We start from the raw sequence: 17,049 nt of genomic DNA, 5'->3' as shown, positions 1-17,049 counted from the left end.
GGGAATTGGCTTTTCTGCCAAATAAAACCTAAAAAAACTGGAAAATGGAGTGTTCACTATGATTGGAATCGAGTTGCTCGTCGTGCTCGCCGCTATCTATCTGGGGGCCCGGATAGGCAGCATCGGCATCGGCTTTGCCGGTGGTTTGGGGGTACTGGTACTGACCTGGGGCCTCGGGGTGCAGATCCCGAGCGATCAGCTGGTCACCTACATCCCCTGGGACGTGATCATGATCATCGCGTCCGTCATCTGCGCCATCGCCTGCATGCAGCTGGCCGGCGGGATGGACTACTTGGTGCACCTGGCCGAAAAAGCCCTGCGCAAGAACCCCAAATACATCACCTTCGCCGCCCCTGTGGTCACCTACCTGATGACCATGCTGGCCGGTACCGGTCACACCGCCTTCTCCACCCTGCCGGTGATCGCCGAAGTGGCCAAGGAGCAGGGCATCCGCCCGTCCCGTCCGCTCTCCATCGCGGTCGTCGCCTCCCAGATCGCCATCACTGCCTCGCCCATCTCCGCAGCCGTGGTCGCCTTCTCCGGCATGCTGGAGCCGTTCGGTGTTGACTACTTGACCCTGCTGGCCATCTGCATCCCCTCCACCTTCATCGCCTGCATCCTCGGCGCTTTCGTCGCCAACATGCTGGGCAAGCCGCTGGACCAGGATGAAGTCTACTTGGAGCGCAAGGCCAAGGGGCAGATCAAGCTGCGTGGTACCACCCAGCTCGAGATCAAACCCTACGCCAAGCTGTCGGTCTGGATCTTCATCGCCGCCATCGTGGCCGTGATGGCCTATGCCACCGCCATCTCCGGTAAAGTGGGCCTCATCACCAACCCGCCGATCCCCCGTGACGGCGCCATCATGGGCATCATGCTGGCCGCGGCCACCATCATGACTCTGGTGTGCAAACTGGACGTGACCCAGGTCACCAACATGCCGACCTTCAAGTCCGGTATGTCCGCCTGTATCTGCGTACTGGGTGTGGCCTGGCTCGGCAACGTCTTCGTGAAGGGCAACATGGATACCATCCAGCTCATCGCTGGCGACCTGCTGAACCAGTACTCCTGGCTGCTGGCCGTGGTGCTGTTCTTCGCCGCCATGCTGCTCTACTCACAAGGCGCCACCACCAAGGCCCTGATGCCGGCCGCCCTGGCACTGGGTGTCAGCCCGCTGACCGCCATCGCCTCCTTCGCCGCCGTGAGCGCCCTGTTCGTGCTGCCCACCTACCCGACCCTGCTGGCCGCGGTCGAGATGGACGACACCGGCTCCACCCGCATCGGCAAGGCCGTGTTCAACCACCCCTTCTTCGTACCGGGTGTGGCCACCATCGCCATCGCCGTGGCGCTCGGCTTCTTCTTCGGTGGCATGATGCTCTAAACAGCATTTAATTCCACAAATGTTCAAACGGCCCTCTCTGGGCCGTTTTTTATGCCTGCCTTTCTGGTCAAACCATTAATTAATCCTTGTCCGCTTCAGTTTCTATCAAGGTTCGCAGGGCTACTCTGGGCTATCGGAACAGAAACCGATCAACAGGGCCGAGCACAGGTCCGACAGTGTTTACACCAGAGGAACGAACAATGAAAAAAACAGCATTGACCATGGCCATCTCCAGCCTGCTGCTGGCCGGTGGTGCGCAAGCCGCGACCGTTTACAACCAGAACGACACCAAGCTCGACATCGGTGGTCGCGCCCAGGGCATGTACTACGGCACTGATGACAACGGTTCTGAAGGCGACGCCAGCTACCTGCGTCTGCACGTTGCCGGCGAAACCAAGATTGCTCCGGAAATGCAGGCCTTCGGCTTTGCCGAGTACAACCTGCCGACCTCAGGTTCCGACAATGACGAGCTGCGTTACGCCTACGCCGGCATCAAGCACGATCGCTTCGGTGCCTTCAGCTACGGTCGTCAGGACGGCCTGTTCACCAAAGCCGTGAACAACTACACCGACGTGCTGCCCGAGTGGGGTGGTGACGGCCTGGGCAAGGACACCGAAGTGTTCGGCACCGGTCGTACCAATGGCCTGGCTCAATACATCTACACCTATCAGGGCCTGACCCTGGGTGCCCAGTTCACCGGCAACAACGATCCGCAGAACGCCGATCGCTCCAACCTGACTGGCACCAACAGCACCTGGAATCCGAAGGGTTCCGCCGAAGGCTTCGCCGTGTCCGCCAACTATGACTTCGACATGGGCCTGAGCCTGGGTGCCGCCTACAACCAGGCCGGCAAGACCGACGAGCAGGCTGCCAACGCCTCCTTCGGTGGCGACAGCGACGCCAAACTGTACGGCGTGGGCGCCAAGTACGCCGTCGGCGACCTCTACCTGGCTGCCACCTACTCCCACGGTGAAGACCACATGTACGTCAGCACTTCCAGCTACAACGGCTATGCCGAGAAGATGGATGGCTACGAAGCCGTCGCCCAGTATGCCTTCGGCAAGTTCAAGCCGTCCGTGGCCTACCTGCGTACCGACGTGAAGGACAGCGCCCACGGCATCGATGACACCGCCACCGAATACGTCTCCATCGGTGCCTGGTACAACTTCACCGACAACTTCAACGCCTACGTTGACTACAAGATCAACCTGCTGGACAACAACGGTTCTGACTCCCACACCAACTCGCTGGGCAAGAACACCGACGACGTGGTCGCCGTGGCCCTGCAGTACAACTTCTAAGTCTTCCTGTAGCCTACTGTATTTTTTACCGGCCGCCTGCGGCCGGTTTTTTTATGCCCGTTCAGACGTTGACCCGCGCCAGACTCGACTCGCGATGAAAGCAGTTGGCCAGCAGCAGCAAGGTGGTCACGCCCACTGTGCCCAGCACCAGCCAGGGCAACCAGGGCTGTCCCTGAGCCATGGCGTAGTCATGCAGGGCGCCGCCCCCTACATACCCCGTCATGCCTCCCAGCGCCAGCCCCAGCCGGCTGAAACCCATGTAGCTGCCGCGCGCCCCCGGCTGCGCCAGCTTGGTCATCAGGGTCTCCCGCGCCGGCTCGGCGATGACTATCCCCAGATAGAAGCAGGCCAGCAGCATGAACACGGCTGGCAGGGTGTTGGCAAAGGCCACCAACCCGATGCCGGTGGTCATCAGCAGTACTCCGGCCATCAGCCGGCTCTCCAGCTTGAAGCGCCGCTCGCCATAGCGCGCCAGCGGATAGAGCAGCGCCAGCGAGATGGCGGTCTCCAGGGTATACATCCAGCCAACCGCTGTGGTACTGCCCGCCATCTGTTTGACCAGGATGGGGAAGATCAGCATCACCTGCACCCAGAGCGCGTAGTAGCCGCTCAGGATCAGCACCAGTCGGCAGAATGCCTTGTCGGCCAGCACCTGGCCGAGACCGGCGCGGATCGGGGTCGGCCGCACCGAGAGCTTGTAGGCGGGCAGGATCAGCAGGTTGCACAGGGCGGCGCAGACGAACAGGCCGGCCCCCAGCAGACAGACGTATTCGAAATCGAAGTTGAGCAGCCAGCTGCCGAGCAAGGCCCCCACCACGGCGCCGGCGCTCTCCAGCATCATCAGCAACGAGATGTAGCGACCCCGCTCCCGCGGCCGGGTGAACTTGATCACCAGCGCCGCCCGGGGCGGGTCGAACAGGCAGCCGCCGAGCCCCGAGATGATGCAGGAGAGGATCAGCTCAAGGCCGCTCTGGGCATAGGCCAGGCTGGCAAAACCCGCCGCCCGCAGCAGCATGCCGCCCACGATGAGCGGGCGTGCTCCGAACTTGTCCGCCAGCGAGCCCCCCAGAATGCCCAGCCCCTGCTGGGTCAGCTGACGCAACCCCAGCGCCAGCCCGACCACCCCGGCCGCCCAGCCGAGCTGATCCACAAAGCGCAGGCTGATCATGGGCATCACCACGAAGAACCCCAGGATCACCAACAGGGAATCCAACGCCAAAAACCACCGTCCCAACCGCCTCGCCCGATCCACCATGACTACCCGTCCCCTGCTGCTTTGATGACATTCATATCGATTACTGCTCGTCGCCCGAATGACGCCGTCACCAAACGGACTCAAGGTGCTGCAAGCCCCTGAGCCGGTGTGGCAATATGCCAAAGCACAACGATTGATACTGCTATTCTGGAAGGACGCCAGATATAGTGGTAGCCGACAACTGGCTATATTTCATATTGGATTATCTTATGGCTATGACCCTCGACGATCTGCAGTTGCTGCTGGATGTGGTCAATCGCGGCAGTTTCAGCAAGGCGGCGGCCGTGCGCGGCTGGTCGCAACCCATGGTGAGCCAGCGGATCGCCGTGCTGGAGCAGGATCTGGGCCAGCCCCTGTTTCGTCGCCATCGGCGCGGCGCCACCCCCACCCCGGCCTGCGAGCAGTTTCTGCCCGCGGCGAGCGCGGCCCTCAGCGCATTGGAAGGGGGTCGGCTGGCCATGCAGGGGGCGCCGGCGCTGCCACGCATCCGGCTCGCCTGCCTGCCCTCCCTGACGACAGTGGTGTTCGGCCCCCTGCTGCTGGCACTGGTCGACGAGACCTTCGAGATCCGCTGCAACACGGATCACTCCGGCATTATCATGCAGGAGCTGCTGACCGGCGAGACCGACGTCGGCTTCATCCTCAAGTGCCCCGCCATCGCCGGCATCCAGCTCGAGCTGCTCTATCGCTCCCCCATCATAGCGGTGGCCTGCGCCACCCATCCGCTGGCCGGGCGACAGGGGTTGACCCTGCAGGACATCGCCAACGAGCGGCTGGCGCCCCAGCAGTGGGGCACTGGCTGCGACGAGCTGATCCTGCAGTTGCGTCTGCTGCGCCAGGTGGCGAGCCCGCTGCACGCCATCCAGCCCGCCAGCGCGGCGCGGGAGCTGGCGCTGGAACACGGCTTCATCACCCTGATGCCGGCGCTCGCCATCGCCCGGGATCTGGAATTTGGCCGACTGGTGCAGCTGGACGTTGTGGATCTGCCGCCGGATCACTGGGACGTGATGATGGCCTGGCGCAGCGGCAAGCGCCCCAACCCCGCCAAGGAGCGGGTACTGGAGGCAGCCCGTACCCTGGCCGCCCGCTGGGCGGGCAAACCCGCATAAAAAAAGCGCCGGACAAGTCCGGCGCTTCACTGTTGTCAACGGCCACTGGTGATCAGTAGCTGGCCTTGAGGGTCACCCCGGAGAAGGCGCTGAAGGCGCTCAGCTGCACGTTCCAGGTCCCCGCCTTGGGCGAGTTCAGGGTGCAGGTCTCGGCGTTGCCGCTCTTGTACGGACGGCAGTCATAGCTGCTGCTGGTCGGCACGCTGCCAAACTTCACATAGAGGTCAGCATCGCCAGTACCGCCACTGCTGGCAATCACCAGCTGGCTCTTGCCGGCCGGCACGTCGATGGTGAAGTTCAGCTTGCCACCCTTGGCGGCGGAGAGACCGGTCACCGGTACCCCGTTTTGCAGCACGCTGCCAGTGGGCGGAGTGGTGCCGCCACAGGTGGCATTGACACCGACCGTGGTAAAGGCGGCCGCCACGTCGGTCACGCTGTAACCGAGATCGGTCGCCGCCTTGGTCACGCCACAGGCGCCCTGATCGAAGGTGGTGTTGGCACCCCAGTAGAGACGGTTGGCCAGCACGAACACTTCGAAGGCCTTGCGGGTATTCCAGCCGCTGGTGTTGGCCAGCAGGTAGAAGGCGCGGTTGTAGACACCCGAGCTGTGGTGCACGTCGATGCCGTCATAGTAGTCGCTGGCGTGGCCGATGGAGCTGCCATCCCGGGTCGGATCCTCGAAGTAGCGCAGGGAGCCGTTGCCCTTGAAGATCTGGGCGCCCACCAGCCAGTCGTTGCTGCCCTTCATGTAGTTCTCGGCCGCTTCCCCCGCCATGTCGGAGAAGGCCTCGTTGATGCCGCCCGACTGGCCGGAGTAGACCAGCCCCGAGTTCTGCTCGGTGAAACCGTGGCTCACCTCGTGGGCTGCCACATCCAGGCTCACCAGCGGATAGAAGGTGGTGGCGCCGTCACCGAAGGTCATCTGGCTGCCGTCCCAGAAGGCGTTCTCGTAGTTGCGGCTGTAGTGCACCCGCATCTTCAGTTTGAAGGTCAGCGGCGCCGTGTTGTACCAGTTGCGGTACATGTCGAACACCACGTTGCCGAAGTAGTGGGCATCGTTGAGGGGCGAGTAGGCACCGTTGATCTCCTTGACCGTGTTCTCCGGGCAGGTGAACTGATGAATGGCACCGCCCGTGGTGGCGTGATTCATGTTGAGGGTGTCCACGTTCGGGCTGGTCATCCGGCAGTTGTCGTCCACCAGCAGCGGACCGAAGTCAGCGCCGTAGAAATACTTGCCGGTCTTGACGTTGCCACCCGGGCCGGTGGCGTCCTTGTGGTTGATCCCTTCCCAGCGCTTGAGCTCGTTGCCGGTCTGGGCATCGATCACCACAAAGGGGCGGCTCGGCTCGTCGCTCGCCGCCAGCCAGGAGACCAGATAGACCAGGCGGGCCTGACCGGCCTCATCCTGCATCACGAACAGCTTGACCCGCTCGTTGCTGCCCTTGGCCCCGGCCCGCGCCTTGCTGGCGGCATCAGCCGGCGACAGGGCCGCGGTCGGGCTGGCCAGATCGGCATCGATCTGGCGCAGGATCTGACCGGAGACCTGGCTGATCTGGCCGCCGAGGGACTGCTCGGCCACCAGCACCTGACCCCAGACCGGGATACCGTGCCAGGTCTGCTCATAGCGCACCCGCTGCTGGCCGTTTGGCAGCTTGACTGCCCGCACCTGGCGGAACTCGCCATCCCCGGCCAGCGCGCTGACGCCGGCGGCACCGCTCGGTGCTCCCTGAATGCCGGCAACCTGATGTACGTCAACCTGTTCTGCAGCCAAGGCTGCGCTTCCCCAGCAGGCCAATACCACGGCCAAATAGACTTTGTTCATCCGTCTTTTCCTTAAGTCGATGAAGATTACACGCCGGGTCCGTTGCCCAGCGCTCCTACACTAGTTGGCGCGATCGGAATTGCTGCCTGTCATATGTGACAGCCCAGCATGAATCCATAGCAGAATCTGCTGTTGCCTGTTTTTGGTAGCGTAAAGAGCCGAAAAAATGGCGAATAACACCAGGAAAGGCCGAACAATGACAAGGCGCCCCAATGACGGTCGGAGCCGCCCCTCCATATGGGGATAGCGCAGCCTTGATAACGGCTGAAAGTCCTTGGCTAACAAGGGGTTGATTGGCTACATTGGCGGTTCTACGGCCCATTGCGGGCCCCTGCGGCAACGGGAGGTGCGGATGTTTTCATGGCAACTGGATGACGAGCTGGCGCTGCTGTTCCTGCAGCCCGACATGGCCAGCGAACTCTTTGCCCTCTGTCGGGAGAATCGCGACTACCTGACCCAGTGGCTACCCTGGCCCCCCTACATTCAGCAACCCGCCGACAGCGCCACCTTCATCCGCCACGCCATCGAGAAATTCGCCCGCGGCGAGGGGCTGACCACCGCCATCGAGTATCAGGGGGAGGTGGTCGGTGTCATTGGTTACAACCAGATCGACCGGGCGCTGGCCAAGGTCAGCATCGGCTACTGGCTGGCCGAACGCTGGCAGGGCAACGGCATCATCACCCGCGCCTGCCAGGCCCTGATCCATCACGCCTTCGAGGAGATGGGGATGGAGAAGGTGGAGATCAGCGCCGCCATCGACAACGAGCCCAGCCGGGCCGTCTGCGAGCGCCTCGGCATGCAGCAGGAGGGGATCACCCGCCGTGCCGAGCGGCTGGCCGACCGCATCGTGGATCACGTTCACTACAGCCTGCTGCGCGATGAGTGGCTTGGACAGAGGGATCACTGATGGCACTGCCACACCTGTGCACGGCCCGCAGCCGGCTCACCGTACTGCCCCCCGAGCGGGCCGATCTGATGCTGGATTTCTATCTGCGCAACCGCGCTCACCTCACCCCCTGGGAGCCCAGCCGGGACGAGAGCTTCTATACCCTGAGCCACTGGCACGGCCGGCTGCGCGACAGCTACGGTCAGTTCTTCAACGGCAGCGGGGTGCACCTGGTGGCGCTCGAGCCGGACGGCGAGCAGGTGATCGCCACCTGCAACTTCACCAACATCCTGATGGGTGCCTTCAAGGCCTGCCACCTGGGCTACGCCATCGATCAGGCCCACCAGGGACAGGGGCTGATGCAGGAGATCGTCGGGGCCGGCATCGACTATCTGTTCAGGGAGCACAGCCTGCACCGCATCATGGCCAGCTACATGCCGGCCAATCAGCGCAGCGGCGCCCTGCTCGAGCGGCTCGGCTTCGAGCGGGAGGGGTACGCCAAAGACTACCTGATGATCAACGGCCGCTGGGAGGATCACATCCTCACCTCCCGCCTCAATCCGGCGTGCTAGCCGGCGGTGTCCAGCCAAAGGCGGGGAGCTGAGCAGAGCGGACATAAAAAACGGGCCCGAAGTCACCTTCGGGCCCGTTCTTCAGATGAGGTGCAGGCTTAGTTGGCCTTGGCATCGCTCACTGCGGCTTCTGCCTTGGTGGCTACGTCAGCGGCAGCCTTCTCAACGGTTGCAGTCGCTTCGGAAGCAGCCTTCTCTACGGTAGAGGTGGCTTCGCTAGCGGCTTTCTCAACAGTTGCAGCAACGTCGGCGGCCGGAGTAGCGGCCGGTGCGGCGGCTTCTTCTTTCTGACCACAAGCGGTCAACATCAGACCCAGGATACCGGCTACCAGTACTTTGTTCATGTGCATACCCTCAGAAAAATATGGAGAGATGGTCGGTACAACCATCACAGTGCGTCCTTTCACCCGGTGAAAAAACCATATGCCGGGAGCCAAGAGGCGCGCGAAATATATCCCCATACGCGCCCAATGAAAACGAGTATCACAATGATATTTTCTCGTTGGCTGGATGAAAAGAACTACTACAGCGACAAACATTAATACAAAACACTGTAAACGGCGTGAATTCGTACAATAAAACGCCACAGGCCCCGTGATGGCTGGCAATAAACGGCTATTGTATGGTGTCGGCCATCACGCGCGGACCCCGCCTCAGTCAGACAGGATCTGACAAGCCAGCCGCTTACCCTCGCGGGCGCTGTCGCGGGCCAGGTCCAGCAGCGCCATCACCGCCAGCGCCTCGCCGGCCGGCACCGGGTTCTCCCCCTCCCCACGGATGGCGGCGCAGACGCCGCGATAGTAGGCGCCGTAGTCCCCCGCCTCGCCGGCCACGCTCTGCTGCTGCAGCTGACCGTCGCGGATCCGGCTGAGCTGGCCGGGTTCGTTGTCCACCCCCCAGTCTGCCGCCGGCGGCCGCATGCCTAGCTTGAGCTGCTCCTCCTGCACATCCATGCCGAACTTGATGAAGGAGCCCTCGCTGCCGTGGATGACGAAACGTGGCATGGTGGCCGACACCAGGCAGCTGCCGTGCAGCACGACCCGCATCTCGCCATAGCCCAGCACCACATGGAAGTAGTCATCAGCCAGGGCACCGGGGCGCTGCTGGGCCAGATCCGCCTGCAACCAGTCCGGCTGACCGAACAGTTGCAGCGACTGATCGAGGATGTGGGGGCCGAGATCGAACCAGAGGCCGGAGCCCGGACCGCCCGCCTCGCGCCAGCGCTGGCGCACCTCGGGACGATAGCGATCGAAGTGGGATTCGAACTGGGCGATCTGACCGAGCGCCCCCTCAGCCAGCAGGCGGCGTACGGTGAGAAAGTCACCGTCCCAGCGCCGGTTGTGGAAGATGCTGAGCAGTCGCTGCTGCTTCTGCGCCAGCTCCACCAGCGCCTTCGCCTCGGCCAGGTCCAGGGCGAACGGCTTGTCGATCACCACGTGCTTGCCCGCCAGCAGCGCCTCGCGGGCGATGGGGGCATGGGTGTCGTTGGGGGTGGCGATCACCACCAGATCGACCGACGGATCAGCCAGCACCTCGGCCAGCGAACCGACCCGGCAGCCGGGCAGCTCGCTCTGCACCTTGGCGGCATCGCGGCTCACCACCCAGCCAAGGGAGAGCCCGGGCGTGCTGGTCAGAAACGGGGCGTGAAAGGTTTGGCCTGCAAAGCCGTAGCCCACCAGGGCGGCATTGATTGTGTGGCTCATCCGGTTTTCTCCACGGGTAGCTGTGTCATGAGATGCAGGCGAACCTTTGGCCTGCCAAAAGAGAAGGGGGCCCAAGGCCCCCTGAGTGTGCCCATCAGAGCACAGGATTTATTGCAAACACAAGCGCCGGCCCTGGCGGGTCATCAGCACCACCAGCGGGGGCAGCAACAGCCACATGTGCAGCGCCAGCTGGTTCAGCGGGTCGTGCATCAGCGCGCCAATAAAGCCCACCAGCGCACCGGAGCCGCTCATCTGGAACAGGCCGAGCAGGGCGGCGGCGGTACCGGCGCAGTGACCGAATGGTGCCAGCGCCATGCCGGCGGCAGAGCCCAGGATCATGGCAAAGCCGATGCTGGAGAGGAACACCGGGCCCATCATGGCCAGCGGATGCGCAATGTGCATCGACAGGCTCAGGGAGATGGCGGAGAGCAGCAGCACCAGCAGGCCGATGCGCAGGGTGCGTCTTGGCCCCACCTTGGCGATGAAACGGGGCGCCAGGAAGCAGGCCAGGATGTTGAGCGCCGCGTTGGCCGCAAACCAGTAGCTGAAGCCGCTCATGTCCAGCCCCAGCCTCACCATCAGTTGCACCGGCGCCGCGGTGACATAGGCCAGGATCACCGCCATCGCCAACATGCAGAGGGAGGCGTTGAACAAGAAGCTCGGGGAGCGCAGCACCGGGCTATAGCGCGACCAGCTGATGAGCGGGCCGCCGCTGCGGGTCTCTTCCGGGCGGGTTTCCGGCATCCGCCACAGCAGCCAGCTGCCGACTACGACGGCGTATCCGGCCATAAACCAGAAGTTGGCCGACCAACCCGCCTTGGCGGTAAGCCAGCCACCGAGCAGGGGGGCCAGCGCCGGAATGAAACAGATGGCACCGTTCAGGTAGGAGATCATCTGACCGCTCTTCTTGGGGCCGTAGCTGTCACGTACCACCGAGAAGGCGGCCACCGAGGTGGCACAGGCGCCGAGGCCCTGCAGCACCCGCGCCAGCATCAGCTCGCCAAGGCTGGCGGCAAAGCCGGCACCCAGGGCGCTCAGACCGTAGAGCAGCACGCCGCCGAGGGCGATGGGCTTGCGGCCGTAGCGGTCGGCCAGCGGCCCTACCAGCAGTTGCCCCAGTCCCATGCTGAACAGGAACCAGGTAATGGTGCCCTGCATCAGGGTCACCTCGGCGCCCAGCTGCTCGGCCATCTGCGGAATGGCGGGCAGGTAGATGTCGATGGCCAGCGGACTGAACAGCACCAGGAGTACAAGCAGAAGAATCAATGGCATCAGTCACCTCGTGGCATGGGGAAATGGATTGGGGCGCGAGTCTACTGACTCACAGTAATGAATTGAAATGGTATTTAATCACTTCTGTTATTCCATTCAGGAAACATTCATTTTATCCACATCTTGCCATGACCCCGGCGAGGGTGATCCAGGGCAATTGGCGCTTTTCCTGGACGCCAGCCCCGCATAGAATGCGCAGATTATTTTTGCGGAGGTGCTCGATGAACAAGCTTGTCCTGGCAACAGGGAACCAGAAAAAGGTGAAGGAATTGGCCGCCATGCTGGCCGATATGAAGATCCAGGTGATCCCACAGAGCGAGTTTGCGGTCTCCGATGCCGACGAGACCGGCACCACCTTCGTCGAGAATGCCATCATCAAGGCCCGCCACGCCGCCCGCGTCACCGGCCTGCCGGCGGTTGCCGACGACTCCGGCCTGGAAGTGGATCTGCTGCACGGCCGCCCCGGCGTCTACTCCGCCCGTTTTGCCGGCGCCGGTGCCAGCGACAAGGACAACATCGACAAGCTGCTGGGCGAGCTGAAAGGGGCCCCCGAGTACCTCAAGAGCGCCCGCTTCTGGTGCGTGCTGGTCTACATGCGCCACGCCGACGATCCCACCCCCGTCATCTGCCAGGCGAGCTGGGAAGGGATGATCATCGACGAGCCGCGCGGTCAGCACGGCTTCGGCTACGACCCCGTGTTCTTCGTCCCCGACCATGACTGCACCTCGGCCCAGATGCCGGCCGAGCTCAAGAACCAGCTCAGCCACCGTGGCCAGGCCCTGGCCAAGCTCAAAGCGGCCCTGGCGGCGGTCAACTAAAGCACTGTCTCCCGCCGCGTTGTCATCTACAATGGGGGCCGTCGGCCCCCGTTTCGTTCGCGGCGCCCCGGCCCGTTGTCATCGACGACAAGTGCAACCCGACCCCTTTTGATTGTTGAATACTGGAAACCCCATGCTGCAACTGCCGCCCCTCTCCCTCTATATCCACGTGCCCTGGTGTGTCCAGAAGTGCCCCTACTGCGACTTCAACTCCCACGCCCAGAAGGGGGAGCTGCCCCACCTCGAGTATGTGGCCGCCCTGCTGGAGGATCTGGAGCAAGACCTGCACTGGGCCCAGGGGCGCCCCCTCTCCTCCATCTTTATCGGTGGCGGCACGCCGAGCCTGCTCTCCGTGGAGGCCATGCAGGCGCTGCTGGACGGGGTGCGCGCACGCATCGAACTCACTGCGGACTGCGAGATCACCATGGAGGCCAACCCGGGCACGGTGGAGGCGGACAAGTTCGCCGGCTTCCAGCGGGCAGGCATCAACCGCATCTCCATCGGGGTGCAGAGCTTCCAGCAGGAGAAGCTGACCCGCCTCGGCCGCATCCACGGCCCCGAGGAGGCGCGCAAGGCCGCCGAACTGGCCCACGCCATCAAGCTTCCTACTTTCAACCTGGATCTGATGCACGGCCTGCCGGATCAGAGCCTAGACGATGCACTCTACGACCTGCAGCAGGCTATCGACTGTGCGCCGCCGCATCTCTCCTGGTATCAGCTCACCATAGAGCCGAACACGGCGTTTGCCTCCAAGCCGCCCAAACTGCCGGAAGATGACACCCTGTGGGAGATCTACGAGCAGGGCCACGCCATGCTGACCGCCAAGGGCTATCAGCAGTACGAGATCTCGGCCTATGCCAAGGCGGGCTACCAGTGCCGCCACAACCTCAACTACTGGCGCTTCGGCGACTATCTGGGGATCGGCTGCGGCGCCCACGGCAAGGTGACGGATCTCGCCAACCAGCAGATCCTGCGCACCGCCAAGGTGAAGCACCCGAAAGGCTATCTGGATCCGAGCCGTCCCTATCTGGACGAGCAGTGGCAAGTGAGTGCGGACGATCTGCCGCTCGAGTACTTCATGAACCGGTTCAGATTGTTTGAACCGGCCCCCAAGGCGGAGTTCGAGGCCTACACCGGCCTTGAATTGGAGCGGGTAGAAACCATGCTGACCATCGCCCAGAGCAAGGAGTTGATCGAAGATCTCGGCGACAGCTGGCAGCTCACCCCCCTCGGCCATCGCTATCTCAACGTGCTGCTCGAACTCTTTATGGACGAGTGAATACGGGTTCACTCTCTTGCGGCAAGAGAGTGAATCAGCACCAGCGAATAGAAAAACAATCAGGGCGCCATTGGCGCCCTGATTGTTTTGGTTCCAAGAACTGTTCACGGTCTGTCGCGAGAGGCTGTCAGCAAGGTGAAGAGCAGCGCAGGAACCGGAGTGTGTAAGTACACATGAGGATTGCGAGCAGCACATGAGCCTTGATCACGGCCTCGCAGCAAGATCGTGGACAGGTGCCAAAGCAGAAACCCGCTCAGCAGCAGACGCGTACCATCTGCTGTTGGCCGGGCTCCCACCGCTTGCCGTGCTTGGCCTTGCGCTGATAGCTGCCCTTGCCCTTCTTGCTCGGTTCGACCCGGGCCTGGAACAGGGGGGAGGTCACCAGTGCCTTGAGGTGGTTGTCCTGAATGATGCCGCGCTGATGTTCGCAGGCGGGCTCGGTGGTGACCCGGGTCACCTTCTTCTTAGCCATATCGGCTCCTTGATGGGATTGTCGTGTTTGCCCAGCGCCCCTGCCCCCACAGAATCGGGGCTGGCGGCGAAAAAACGTGCCGATTGTGCGCCTCTCTCGGCCCGCCTGCAAGAGTGCTGGCGGGATCTTCAGGCCGGTTGATAAACGACCCGCACCAGCCCGCTCGGCAGCAAGGTACTGGACACAGGCCTCAGTGCGCCGGGCAGGGAGCCAGCAAAGAGCGGCACCCCGCGCCCCAGGGTGACCGGTACCCAAAACAGGATCAGCTCGTCCACCAGGGCCCCCTGCAGACCCTGCCTCACCAGCTCGCCGCCATCCAGATAGAGGTGGCGGCTGCCCGCCTGCCACAGCTCGTCCAGCACCTGCGCCAGCGCCCCCTGCCGAAAGGAGACATGCTCACGGGGAGCGGCGGGTCTGTGGGTCAGTACCACCACAGGTTTGTCGCCATAAAACCACTCGGGAAAGGCGTTCACAATGTCATAGGTGTTGCGCCCCATCAGCAGGGTATCAGTACTCGCCATCAGCGCGCCGTAGCCGGTCTCTTCCTGGGAGTCGCCGTTGTAGGGTTCAAGCCAGGCCAGATCACCCCCCTCCCCGGCAATGAAGCCGTCGAGGGAGAGGGCGAGAAAGGCGGATACCCGGGGCCGGCGCTGCTCAGTGCTCATGATCGTGGTGCTCGTGGCGGGAGGGAGCACCGGATTCCAGCGTCTCGAGGATGGCGCAGTGCTCCGCCGAGCGCGGGCCACCGCAGCAGATGTTGGAGAGCTCCCGCAGGTTGTCGCGAAAACGGGTCAGTTCGACGATCTTCTGCTCCACCTGTTCGAGCTTGGTGTCAGCCACCGCCTTCACCTCCTGACAGGTGACCTTGGCCTTGTTGGTGTCGAGATCCAGCAGCTCGCCGATGTCGGCCAGCGAGAACCCTACCGACTTGGCGCGGATGATGAACTCCAGCCGCCGCTTGTCCTGCTCGCCATAGAGGCGATAGCCGGACTCGTTGCGAATGCCCGGCGAGATGAGACCGTTTTTCTCGTAAAAGCGCAGAGTATCCGCCTTCACCCCGCACGCCTTGGCCAGCTCCCCGATCCGATACATGCCTTTCCCCCTCCCAAATGAGTCAAGAACCACAACCGGCACCCACTATCGCCCCTTTGCCGGACGATTGCCAGTCGGCAGCGGGAAAGAGGATGCGGCCACCCTTTTGCCATCAAGACACTGAAAAGACAAACGTTTCACAAAAAACCACCAGAAAACGTTTAACACCGCACCAGACAAGGCTTTGTCACTTTAAAAAATCCACCACGGGTCACATTTTTTGTGTAGAATACGCGCCCACAAGAGAGCGACGCGTCAAGCGGGTATTTCCTAAAACGCTTTTGCCTGGCGGCAGGTTTCAGGCGAGAGCGGTTTGCGAAATCCCCCACTTCCATTTATTTGGGGACTCTCTGTGTTGAGCCTCGCCTCCCATGGAACGGTCCCCGTTATGCTGAGGACGATAGTGTGATGGAACAAGCTCGACCCATTCGCCGTGCACTGCTGAGTGTGTCTGACAAGACTGGCATCGTGGAATTTGCCAAGGCACTCAACGAGCGCGGCGTGGCCCTGCTCTCCACCGGTGGTACCGCCAAGCTGCTGGCCGAGGCGGGTCTGCCGGTGACCGAGGTCTCCGACTACACCGGATTCCCCGAGATGATGGACGGCCGGGTCAAGACCCTGCATCCCAAGGTCCACGGCGGCATTCTCGGCCGTCGCGAGCAAGATGACGCCATCATGGCTCAGCACCACATCTCCCCCATCGACATGGTCGTGGTCAACCTCTATCCCTTCGCCGCCACCGTCGCCAAGCCCGATTGCACCCTGGCCGATGCGGTCGAGAACATCGACATCGGCGGGCCGACCATGGTTCGCTCCGCCGCCAAGAACCACAAAGATGTGGCAATCGTGGTCAAGGCTGCCGACTACGACCGCGTCATTCGCGAAATGGATGGCAACGGCAACAGCCTGAAACTGGCCACCCGCTTCGATCTGGCCATCGCCGCCTTCGAGCACACCGCCGCCTACGACGGCATGATCGCCAACTACTTCGGCACCCTGGTTCCTTCCTACGGTGACAACAAGGAGGGTGACGAGGAGTCCCGCTTCCCGCGTACCTTCAACAGCCAGTTCATCAAGAAGCAGGACATGCGCTACGGCGAGAACAGCCACCAGGCCGCTGCTTTCTATGCCGAGGAGCATGCCGCGCCGGGCTCGGTGGCGAGCGCTGTCCAGCTGCAGGGCAAGGCCCTCTCCTACAACAACATCGCCGACACCGACGCGGCGCTGGAGTGCGTCAAGGAGTTCGACCAGCCGGCCTGCGTCATCGTCAAGCACGCCAACCCGTGCGGCGTAGCCATCGGCAGCGACCTGCTGAGCGCCTACGAGCGCGCCTGGCAGACCGACCCCACCTCCGCCTTTGGCGGCATCATCGCCTTCAACCGTGAACTGGATGGCGCCACCGCCAAGGCCATCGTCGAGCGTCAGTTCGTCGAGGTGATCATCGCCCCCACCGTCAGCCAGGAGGCTCGAGACGCGGTCGCCGCCAAGCAGAACGTGCGGCTGCTCGAGTGCGGCCAATGGACCGCGCCGGCACAAGGCTTTGACTTCAAGCGCGTCAACGGCGGCCTGCTGGTGCAGGAGCGCGACCTTGGCATGGTGACCCTGGGGGATCTGACCGTGGTCAGCAAGCGCCAGCCCACCGAAGCTGAGCTGAACGACCTGCTGTTCTGCTGGAAAGTGGCCAAGTTCGTCAAATCCAACGCCATCGTCTACGCCAAAGACGGCCAGACCATCGGTGTGGGCGCCGGCCAGATGAGCCGCGTCTACTCGGCCAAGATTGCCGGCATCAAGGCCGAGGATGAAGGGCTGACCGTGGCGGGCTCCGTCATGGCCTCCGACGCCTTCTTCCCGTTCCGCGATGGCATCGACGCCGCGGCCGCCGCCGGTATCTCCTGCGTCATCCAGCCCGGTGGCTCGATGCGCGATCAGGAGGTGATCGACGCCGCCGACGAACACGGCATGTGCATGCTGTTCACCAACATGCGCCACTTCCGTCACTGATGGATCAGGGCCGCCGCCGGCGGCCCTTTTGTTGTCTCTTTTCACCTGGCTATTTTCACCGGCGCAGGCCTCAGGCCCGCCCGTGACCA

16 protein-coding genes are annotated in these 17,049 nt (G+C 63.0%); 8 read left to right on the top strand and 8 right to left on the bottom strand.

Features of this window, described 5'->3' with window-relative positions; genetic code table 11:
* Window positions 1–58: 58 nt before the first annotated feature.
* A complete protein-coding gene (locus tag AB5Y81_RS21420; protein ID WP_005309503.1) occupies window positions 59–1,378 on the top strand; it encodes an anaerobic C4-dicarboxylate transporter in 1,320 nt (439 codons plus the stop codon).
* A gap of 200 nt (window positions 1,379–1,578) precedes the next feature.
* The gene (locus AB5Y81_RS21415; RefSeq protein ID WP_279974458.1) at window positions 1,579–2,679 is read left to right on the top strand and encodes a porin; all 1,101 of its coding nucleotides are present in this window, start codon (window positions 1,579–1,581) and stop codon (window positions 2,677–2,679) included.
* 61 nt (window positions 2,680–2,740) lie between these two features.
* Here AB5Y81_RS21415 and mdtH read toward each other — a convergent pair whose 3' ends face one another.
* A complete protein-coding gene (gene mdtH, locus AB5Y81_RS21410; RefSeq protein WP_017785680.1) occupies window positions 2,741–3,934 on the bottom strand; it encodes a multidrug efflux MFS transporter MdtH in 1,194 nt (397 codons plus the stop codon).
* Between the two features lie 209 nt (window positions 3,935–4,143).
* Between mdtH and AB5Y81_RS21405 the strand changes: the two genes are divergently transcribed.
* Window positions 4,144–5,043, top strand: coding sequence for a LysR family transcriptional regulator (locus AB5Y81_RS21405; protein ID WP_017764724.1), 900 nt, complete (start codon window positions 4,144–4,146; stop codon window positions 5,041–5,043).
* A gap of 52 nt (window positions 5,044–5,095) precedes the next feature.
* Here the strand turns inward: AB5Y81_RS21405 and AB5Y81_RS21400 are convergent, their stop codons facing one another.
* Window positions 5,096–6,865 (bottom strand): M4 family metallopeptidase, encoded by a 1,770-nt coding sequence (locus AB5Y81_RS21400; RefSeq protein WP_279484811.1) that lies wholly within the window; start codon window positions 6,863–6,865, stop codon window positions 5,096–5,098.
* A 352-nt stretch (window positions 6,866–7,217) separates the two neighbouring features.
* Here AB5Y81_RS21400 and AB5Y81_RS21395 point away from each other — a divergent pair, with 352 nt between their 5' ends.
* Together AB5Y81_RS21395 and rimJ are read left to right on the top strand one after the other, a co-directional pair.
* The gene (locus AB5Y81_RS21395; RefSeq protein ID WP_005309490.1) at window positions 7,218–7,772 is read left to right on the top strand and encodes a GNAT family N-acetyltransferase; all 555 of its coding nucleotides are present in this window, start codon (window positions 7,218–7,220) and stop codon (window positions 7,770–7,772) included.
* Window positions 7,772–8,323, top strand: a complete 552-nt coding sequence (rimJ, locus tag AB5Y81_RS21390) for a ribosomal protein S5-alanine N-acetyltransferase (RefSeq protein WP_279484812.1) — start codon at window positions 7,772–7,774, stop codon at window positions 8,321–8,323. Before AB5Y81_RS21395 ends, rimJ begins: the two co-directional genes overlap by 1 nt.
* A gap of 98 nt (window positions 8,324–8,421) precedes the next feature.
* On the opposite strand, the gene AB5Y81_RS21385 is transcribed toward rimJ, so the two are convergent.
* The 3 genes from AB5Y81_RS21385 to AB5Y81_RS21375 all read right to left on the bottom strand — a co-directional run bounded on the left by AB5Y81_RS21385 (window position 8,422) and on the right by AB5Y81_RS21375 (window position 11,298).
* On the bottom strand, window positions 8,422–8,667 hold the full coding sequence (locus AB5Y81_RS21385) for a hypothetical protein (RefSeq protein ID WP_005309486.1): 246 nt from the start codon (window positions 8,665–8,667) through the stop codon (window positions 8,422–8,424).
* Window positions 8,668–8,976: 309 nt separating this feature from the next.
* Window positions 8,977–10,026 (bottom strand): oxidoreductase, encoded by a 1,050-nt coding sequence (locus AB5Y81_RS21380; RefSeq protein ID WP_279484813.1) that lies wholly within the window; start codon window positions 10,024–10,026, stop codon window positions 8,977–8,979.
* 108 nt (window positions 10,027–10,134) lie between these two features.
* Window positions 10,135–11,298 (bottom strand): multidrug effflux MFS transporter, encoded by a 1,164-nt coding sequence (locus tag AB5Y81_RS21375; protein WP_279484814.1) that lies wholly within the window; start codon window positions 11,296–11,298, stop codon window positions 10,135–10,137.
* A 221-nt stretch (window positions 11,299–11,519) separates the two neighbouring features.
* Between AB5Y81_RS21375 and rdgB the strand changes: the two genes are divergently transcribed.
* Complete coding sequence (gene rdgB / locus AB5Y81_RS21370; protein WP_279484815.1) at window positions 11,520–12,116, top strand: RdgB/HAM1 family non-canonical purine NTP pyrophosphatase; 597 nt, start codon at window positions 11,520–11,522, stop codon at window positions 12,114–12,116.
* Window positions 12,117–12,249: 133 nt separating this feature from the next.
* Window positions 12,250–13,395 (top strand): radical SAM family heme chaperone HemW, encoded by a 1,146-nt coding sequence (gene hemW / locus AB5Y81_RS21365; protein WP_279484816.1) that lies wholly within the window; start codon window positions 12,250–12,252, stop codon window positions 13,393–13,395.
* A gap of 253 nt (window positions 13,396–13,648) precedes the next feature.
* Here the strand turns inward: hemW and AB5Y81_RS21360 are convergent, their stop codons facing one another.
* The 3 genes from AB5Y81_RS21360 to zntR form a co-directional block, all read right to left on the bottom strand.
* The gene (locus AB5Y81_RS21360; protein WP_017410628.1) at window positions 13,649–13,867 is read right to left on the bottom strand and encodes an alternative ribosome-rescue factor A; all 219 of its coding nucleotides are present in this window, start codon (window positions 13,865–13,867) and stop codon (window positions 13,649–13,651) included.
* 128 nt (window positions 13,868–13,995) lie between these two features.
* Window positions 13,996–14,532 (bottom strand): dihydrofolate reductase family protein, encoded by a 537-nt coding sequence (locus tag AB5Y81_RS21355; RefSeq protein WP_279484818.1) that lies wholly within the window; start codon window positions 14,530–14,532, stop codon window positions 13,996–13,998.
* The gene (gene zntR / locus AB5Y81_RS21350) at window positions 14,522–14,959 is read right to left on the bottom strand and encodes a Zn(2+)-responsive transcriptional regulator (RefSeq protein WP_005309469.1); all 438 of its coding nucleotides are present in this window, start codon (window positions 14,957–14,959) and stop codon (window positions 14,522–14,524) included. Before zntR ends, AB5Y81_RS21355 begins: the two co-directional genes overlap by 11 nt.
* A 408-nt stretch (window positions 14,960–15,367) precedes the next feature.
* Between zntR and purH the strand changes: the two genes are divergently transcribed.
* Window positions 15,368–16,960, top strand: coding sequence for a bifunctional phosphoribosylaminoimidazolecarboxamide formyltransferase/IMP cyclohydrolase (gene purH, locus AB5Y81_RS21345; protein ID WP_279484819.1), 1,593 nt, complete (start codon window positions 15,368–15,370; stop codon window positions 16,958–16,960).
* Window positions 16,961–17,049 lie beyond the last annotated feature (89 nt).

The organism is Aeromonas sp. s2 (assembly GCF_040907935.1).
GTDB lineage: Bacteria > Pseudomonadota > Gammaproteobacteria > Enterobacterales > Aeromonadaceae > Aeromonas > Aeromonas dhakensis.
This window is presented reverse-complemented; position numbering and strand designations above follow the sequence as displayed.